1 pseudogene is annotated in these 568 nt (G+C 70.4%); it reads right to left on the minus strand.

The window, feature by feature from the left end:
- Positions 1-568 (minus strand): annotated as a pseudogene (locus tag IE170_RS32285) (IS5 family transposase); the annotation flags it as partial.

The following is a 568-nucleotide window of genomic DNA, read 5'->3' on the forward strand; positions in this document are numbered from 1 at the left end:
GAGTCGAGCCAGATGAGAGTGCTGGCCAGGCTGATGGCGGCGAGATAGCGGTCGGGATGTTTGTCGTAGCGGGTGGCGATGCCTCGCCATTGCTTGAGCCGGTGGAAGCAGCGTTCGACGACGTTGCGGCGCCGGTAGGCGGCCGTGTCGAATCCGCAGGGCCGTTCACGGCGCCGTGTGCGGCCGGCGAGTTGGTCGACGCGTTCGGGGATGGTGGCCTTGATGCCGCGTCGTCGCAGGTAGGACCGGAAGGCGCGGGCCGAGTAGCCCTTGTCCGCGACCACGCGGTCGGGCCGGGTGCGGGGTCTGCCCGGACCCGGCCCGGTCACGCGGATCAGGTTGATGACGGTCTCGGCCTGGGTGCAGTCGTTGCGGTTGCCGCCGGTGACCACGAACGCCAGCGGCCGGCCCTGCCCGTCGCAGGCGAGGTGGATTTTGCTGGTCAGCCCGCCGCGGGAGCGTCCAAGTCCACGTTCTTCGAGCCCCCTTTGGCTGCCGCGTGCTGGTGGGCCCGCACGATCGTGGAGTCGATCGCGACCAGCCAGTCCACCTCCGCCCGCGTCTGGGC

It is taken from the genome of Streptomyces toxytricini (assembly GCF_014649915.1).
Taxonomy (GTDB): Bacteria; Actinomycetota; Actinomycetes; order Streptomycetales; family Streptomycetaceae; genus Streptomyces; species Streptomyces toxytricini.